Below are 1,542 nucleotides of genomic sequence, written 5' to 3' on the forward strand. Positions count from 1 at the left end.
GACAGTGAGCCATATCTAGTAGTTGCCAATGCCAGCTTGGTGAGCAATGGGGCTAGTCTTAGCAAGAGTTCTCCTAGCTCTCCGCCCCAACAGCCCAACAACTATCTTTACTGGATTATTGATGCCTACACGACTAGCGATCGCTATCCCTACTCTGATCCAGGCGATCGTTCCTTTAATTACATTCGTAACTCCGTCAAAGTCGTGGTGGATGCCTACAACGGCTCTGTCACCTTTTATGTTGCTGATGCCGACGATCCCCTCATTCAGGCATGGCAAGCTATTTTCCCTCAGTTGTTTCAGCCCTTAGCGGCAATGCCTGTTACCCTAAAAAGCCATATTCGCTATCCAGTCAATTTGTTTAACGTTCAGTCTGAACGCCTGTTGACCTATCACATGGAAGATCCGCAGGTATTTTACAACCGGGAAGATCAGTGGCAAATTCCCTCAGAGGTCTATGGTGACAAGTCTCAGCCTGTAGAACCCTACTACCTGATTATGCAACTGCCAGAGGAGTCAGCAGAGGAGTTTATCTTGCTGCGCCCCTTTACCCCCACAGGGCGCAATAACCTGATTGCCTGGTTAGCTAGCCGCTCAGACAGTGAGCACTACGGTAAACTACTGCTCTATCAGTTTCCTAAGCAGCGTTTGGTGTTTGGGCCAGAGCAGATCGAGGCCCGCATTAACCAAGAACCTGATATTTCCCAGCAGATCTCGTTATGGAATCAACAGGGATCGCGGGCCGTACAGGGAAACTTGCTCGTTATTCCTATTGACCAATCGTTACTGTATGTAGAACCTCTCTACCTAGAAGCCGAACGAACTAGTTTACCTACCTTGGTACGGGTAATTACTGCCTATGGCGATCGTATCGCAATGGAACCAACCCTAGAAGAGTCGCTGAAAACACTATTTCAAACTATATCCAGTGGATCGACAGCTTCAGGGCAATTCGATCGTCGCTAAGCAGCAGTTACTGTTCAAAGCGGCGCATCAAGTATGCTACCCCAAAATCTCCATTGGGATGCTCGCGCAGCAGTTTTCCCAGTTCAAACACTTTAGTCGCTAGGTCAGCCCCCAACTTGTCAATCATGGCCTGCCGTTCTTGTGCCTCTAACTCTAGTTGACGAGCTTTTGCCTGCCACTCAGCGGTAAATAGGCGATCGATAATAGTTTGCAACCCCATAGCCGTCAAGGCTTCCCACTCCCCTTGATCGCACCAAATGCCACCACAAGATGGACAGCGCTCCACATAGAAAGGTGACTGCAAGTTTACCCTAGCGCGAGACAAGTATCGCCTACAGTCTGGACAGAGTGCCCCTCGGCTGTCTAATGACGATGGCGTGTGATCCACCGATAACGCTTTGGGCATGGCATCTGGTGCAACAGCAGGCTGAGTAGCTTGCCAAGCCTTATAGTGCTCCGGAGGAATCCATACCCCTTGACAGCTAGGGCAACATTGCACTGCCAAATCTCCTGCTAGAATGCCATCTACCAAGGTTGAGTTAGGCTCTTTGGGGCACTGCAACTGGCTATACCTCT

The 1,542-nt window shown here is 49.8% G+C and carries 2 protein-coding genes; one reads left to right on the forward strand and one right to left on the reverse strand.

Annotation, left to right across the window (positions count from 1 at the left end; genetic code table 11):
- Positions 1-966, forward strand: a 966-nt coding sequence (locus NZ772_18725) for a UPF0182 family protein (protein ID MCS6815592.1), incomplete at its 5' end; no start/stop codon positions are given.
- Between the two features lie 7 nt (positions 967-973).
- On the opposite strand, the gene NZ772_18730 is transcribed toward NZ772_18725, so the two are convergent.
- On the reverse strand, positions 974-1,528 hold the full coding sequence (locus tag NZ772_18730; protein MCS6815593.1) for a zf-TFIIB domain-containing protein: 555 nt from the start codon (positions 1,526-1,528) through the stop codon (positions 974-976).
- Between the last annotated feature and the right edge of the window lie 14 nt (positions 1,529-1,542).

It is taken from the genome of Cyanobacteriota bacterium (assembly GCA_025054735.1).
In the GTDB taxonomy this organism is placed as follows: Bacteria; Cyanobacteriota; Cyanobacteriia; order SKYG9; family SKYG9; genus SKYG9.